This window comes from Corallococcus sicarius (assembly GCF_003611735.1).
GTDB lineage: Bacteria > Myxococcota > Myxococcia > Myxococcales > Myxococcaceae > Corallococcus > Corallococcus sicarius.
Genome location: NZ_RAWG01000505.1, coordinates 1 through 4,423 on the forward strand (window position 1 = coordinate 1; position 4,423 = coordinate 4,423).

General features: G+C 70.9%; 4 protein-coding genes. 2 read left to right on the plus strand and 2 right to left on the minus strand.

What is annotated here, in order from left to right:
- Positions 1–205: 205 nt before the first annotated feature.
- Both D7X12_RS39670 and D7X12_RS39680 read left to right on the plus strand, forming a co-directional pair.
- A complete protein-coding gene (locus tag D7X12_RS39670) occupies positions 206–1,609 on the plus strand; it encodes a hypothetical protein (protein ID WP_208719599.1) in 1,404 nt (467 codons plus the stop codon).
- A 277-nt stretch (positions 1,610–1,886) separates the two neighbouring features.
- Positions 1,887–2,906, plus strand: a complete 1,020-nt coding sequence (locus D7X12_RS39680; RefSeq protein WP_120630336.1) for an aldo/keto reductase — start codon at positions 1,887–1,889, stop codon at positions 2,904–2,906.
- 425 nt (positions 2,907–3,331) lie between these two features.
- Here D7X12_RS39680 and D7X12_RS39685 read toward each other — a convergent pair whose 3' ends face one another.
- Complete coding sequence (locus tag D7X12_RS39685) at positions 3,332–4,063, minus strand: head GIN domain-containing protein (protein ID WP_120630337.1); 732 nt, start codon at positions 4,061–4,063, stop codon at positions 3,332–3,334.
- A gap of 113 nt (positions 4,064–4,176) precedes the next feature.
- Positions 4,177–4,423 (minus strand): PEGA domain-containing protein (locus tag D7X12_RS39690; protein WP_120630338.1); only part of this gene is annotated, 247 nt, incomplete at its 5' end.

Consider the following 4,423-nt stretch of genomic DNA (forward strand, 5'->3'; position numbering starts at 1 on the left):
ATCCGCTGCTGTCCGAGTGCAACCACCCGCACCCGTTCGGCGTGGCGTCCGACGCGGCGGGGGATTTGTACCTGGCCTTCGGACAGACGTTGAACGACGGCGCGCCGCTGTATCCGGGGGCGCCCACCCGAAGCTCGGGTGCGGGCTGGCGAAGGCGCCGGACGGCACCTTCTGCGGACCGAAGCGCGGCTGTGACGAGGCGGACGTGTGCCTGGACGGGACGTGCCAGGTGAAGGATCCGCCGGACTACTTCCTCTGCACGCCGCAGAGCCCCTGCCAGGGGCCGGGCCGGTGCAAGGGGTCGGTGTGCGAGCGCCCCGCCGCGACGGTGCTGGCCCCCGACTGGACGTACGACGCGGCCTCCAACGGCGAGGCCCTGCACGACCTGCTGGTGGGCCCCACCGGGGACGTGACGCTGGTGGGCTTCTTCGTGCCGGCGCTGCTGGACGCGGCGGGCCCGCTGCCGGTGCGCGCGAGCGTGTCGGGGCGGCGCTGCATGCTGTGGAACGACCGGCTGTTGTGCATGGACCTGCCGAACTCCGGGCAGGTGTCGCTGCTGGACCGGGTGACGGGCGCGCCGCGGTGGACGTTCGACCTGTCGGTGGCGCGGCCGGACTTCGCGAAGGGGCTGACGACGCTGTTCATGGCGCGGCTGGGGGTGATGCAGCCGGACCGGCTGGCGGCGCTCTACGAGGCATATCCGCCGGGCACCACACGTGACACGTCGTGCCGCAGCTACTTCCTCGTGGTGTTGGATGCCTTTGGGAAGATGGTGTCCGCGCAGGCGCTGGCGGATCCGCTGCTGTCCGAGTGCAACCACCCGCACCCGTTCGGCGTGGCGTCCGACGCGGCGGGGGATTTGTACCTGGCCTTCGGACAGACGTTGAACGACGGCGCGCCGCTGTATCCGGGGGCGCCCACGCTGCTGATGGCGTTCTCGCAGGACGGCGTGCCGCGCTGGCGCAAGACGGAGGCCTTCAGCGCCGGCGAGCTGGCCATCGTGAACGGGCTGCTGCTCAACGAGCGCTCCACGCAGGCCCTGCGCACGCTGGATGGACAGGCGGTGGCCTCGCGCGAGTTCCCCCGGCAGCTGGGCCGCGCGGTGGCCACCTCCGAGCGCCTCATCCCTTCGCCGTCGCAGGACGAAGGCACGGGCGCCTGGAGTCTGGAGGGCTATGGACTGCCGGGGCTTGCGCCGTCGTGGACGTACGCGTTCCAGGGCTGGCCCGGGCCGGTGGCGCCGGAGGTGCGGCTGGCCACGTGGGTGACGCAGCCGGGGCTGCCGCCGGAGACGGTGGTGCTGGGCACGGGAATGACGGGCACCGGGCCCCGGATGTTCGCGGTGAGCGCGCGCGACGGCAGCGAGGTGTTCCAGTGCCCGCTGTCGGGCACGACGCAGCCCGCGCAGTTCCTGGAGCTGGGGCCGGACAGCGTGGTGATGATGGACGGGGCGGAGACGTGCGGGGACTGCGATCCCCCGTTCGCCTACAGCCGGGCGCGCTTCCGGCGCTTCGCCATCCCCGGCCTCAAGCCCGCGGAGGCACCCTGGCCGGGCACCTTCGGTGGACCGGGGCATGATCACCACGAGGATGCGGTGCGCGGCCGGTGAGGCAGCAGTCATGTCTGTGATTGCTCAGGGCTTCCAGCGCCCGTGGGTCCATCCCATGGCGTGCGTCCGCGCGGGGCCAGCTGCGCTGGGAGAAGCGCACGCGGCCCTGGGCGTCCAGCACGGCTTCGTCCACGGGGCGAGGTGAACGGGCGAACGGATCGGTCAAATCCCAGCCCACGAACCGGGCGGTGTCCGTCATTCCATGCCTTCCTGCGGCGCGGCGCGGGGCCCGTTGTCAGGAGGCGCCGCTTCCCATTCCACCGAAGGTGACACGCACATGCACTACCGTCCGCTGGGTCGCACCGGGCTGTTTGTCTCTGAACTGTGTTTTGGCGCCATGACGTTCGGTGGCGAGGGCTTCTGGAAGAACATCGGGCAGCAGGGACAGGCGGAGGCGGACGCGCTGGTGGGCCGGTGCCTGGACGCGGGCATCAACTTCTTCGACACCGCGAACGTGTACTCGTTCGGGCAGTCGGAGGCGCTGCTGGGCAAGGCGCTCGTGGCGAAGCGCTCGCAGGTGGTGCTGGCCACCAAGGTGCGCGGCCGCATGGGCCCGGGCGTCAACGAGGTGGGCCTGTCGCGCTACCACCTCTTCGAGTCCGTGCACGCGAGCCTCCAGCGCCTGGGCACCGACCACATCGACCTCTTGCAGATCCACGGCTACGACGCGGCCACGCCGCTGGACGAAACGCTGCGCGCGCTGGACGACCTCGTGCGCGAGGGCAAGGTGCGCTACCTGGGCGCGTCCAACCTGGCCGCGTGGCAGCTGATGAAGGCGCTGGGCCTGAGCGACAGCAAGCACCTGGCGCGCTTCGAATCCCTGCAGGCGTACTACTCCATCGCCGGGCGCGACCTGGAGCGGGAGCTGGTGCCGCTCATGAAGGACCAGCAGGTGGGCCTGATGGTGTGGAGCCCGCTGGCCGGTGGCTTCCTCACGGGCAAGTACCGCCGCGACTCCAAGGGCCCCGAGGGCACCCGTCGCGCCGTCTTCGACTTCCCGCCCGTGGACCGCGAGCGCGCGTACAACGTCATCGACGTGATGGACGGCATCGCGAAGGAGCAGGGCGCCACCGTGGCCCGCGTGGCGCTCGCCTGGCTGCTGCACCAGCCGCACGTCACCACCGTCATCCTCGGCGCGAGGACCGCGGAGCAGTTGGAGGACAACCTCGCCGCCACCGGGCTGCGCCTCACCCCGAAGCAGCTGGAGCAGTTGGACGCCGTCTCCCGGCTCCCCGCCGAGTACCCAGGCTGGATGTTGGAACGTCAGAATGCGGACCGTTTCCCTCCGCCCCGCTGAGCGGCTGGGACTCGGAGTCCGACATCTGTGGAGTTTTCTAGAATCGCTGGATGAATCCGACCTGCTGCGTTCTTACGACGCACCGTGCAAACGGGGTGGGAAGGGTTCCACGGACCGTCTGGGATGGCAGGCGTCCGGCGGTGTGGCGGTCCCGGCTTCCAGGTGCGGTGAAAGACACCGACGGTGTTTGGGATTGGGACGGAGTCCCGATATCTTGGGGACTGTGAAGCGCTCGGTGAACCCGGGCGTGTTCCATGGTGCCCACGCGCCTGTCTGACAGCACCCCCGTGCGCCGGACGTTCGTGTGGAAGGAGTGCGGTCGCCCGGATGACCTTGGAGGTCCGGTGTGCGGCGACTCCGTTGCAGCATGGGGGGCCTGTCCGGGCCCCGGGGAAATCCCGGGGCCCGGGTAACCTCGTCCCGGTTCAGTTCCCGGAGTCGATGCGCGAGCCGCCGCTGACCTCGACGTTGACGTTCTGGGGGCGCGCGGTGAGGTGGATGACGCTGCCGCCGGAGGCCTCACCGGAGACGGTGCCGGGCGCATCCGCCTCCACGACGGCGCCGCCGCTGGCCTCCACATCGAGGACCGTCACACCCTTGAGCTGCCGGACGTGGAGCTGCGAGCCGCCGCTGACATCGGCTTCCACCTTCTGCGCGCGTCCGACGAGCGTGACCTCGGCGCCGCCGCTGGCATCGGTGTCCACCTCCCTCGCGTCCACGCCGCGCACGTTGAGCTCCGCGCCGCCGCTGGCCTCGGCCTCGAACTCATCCGCCGCGGTGGCTTCGGCTTCCATGTGGCTGCCGCCGCTGGCCGATACGTGGGTCACCTTGGGGGAGGACACGATGAGGCGGACCTTGCCCTTGAGGCCGCTCCAGAACCCCTTGCGGTCGACCTCCGTGGTGAGGATGCCGTCCTCCACGACCAGGCGGATGCGGGAGAGGGATTCGGCGGGCCCTTCGAGGCGGACGGATTTGGGGCCCACCTTCACCTGGGCGTGGATGCCGTGGCCCACGGCCACGCCGTGGAAGTCCTCCACCTGGCGCGTCTCGCCGGCGCCCGCAGTGTTGCCAGGCTTGGAGCCGGCCTCCTCGGCGTGGGCGGTACAGGCGACGGTGAGGCAGCAGGCGGCGATCACAGACAGCGGGGCGATCCTCATGGTCGGCTCCAGGCGTGGCGCGGGACGTACGGGCACGTCCCGGCGGAATGCCTGGGGTACGCGAGGGTCGCCGGGGTGATTGCATGCCCGCGGGCGAAAGCCGCGAGCGCCCGTCAGGGATTGGCCAGCAGCTCCAGGGGAACCCGGACGGACGTGGTGTCGTCGGGTTTGATCTCCACGATGAGCTTCAGGGGCCGGCCCGTTCCATCCTGGAGCCTCAGGGTGTGCCTGCCCACCGGGAGGGCGACCTTGGTGAGGGGTGTCTCGCCCAGCGAGCGGCCTGCCAGGGACACGCGCGCGGACGGTTCGGTGACGAGCGTCAGGAAGCCCTGGGCGGCGGCGGGTTGCTCGGCGTCGGTC

Coding starts and splice junctions, on each gene's coding strand:
- D7X12_RS39680 (WP_120630336.1), top strand. CDS start 1,887: ATGCACTACCGTCCGCTGGGTCGCACCGGGCTGTTTGTCTCTGAACTG.
- D7X12_RS39685 (WP_120630337.1), bottom strand. CDS start 4,063: ATGAGGATCGCCCCGCTGTCTGTGATCGCCGCCTGCTGCCTCACCGTC.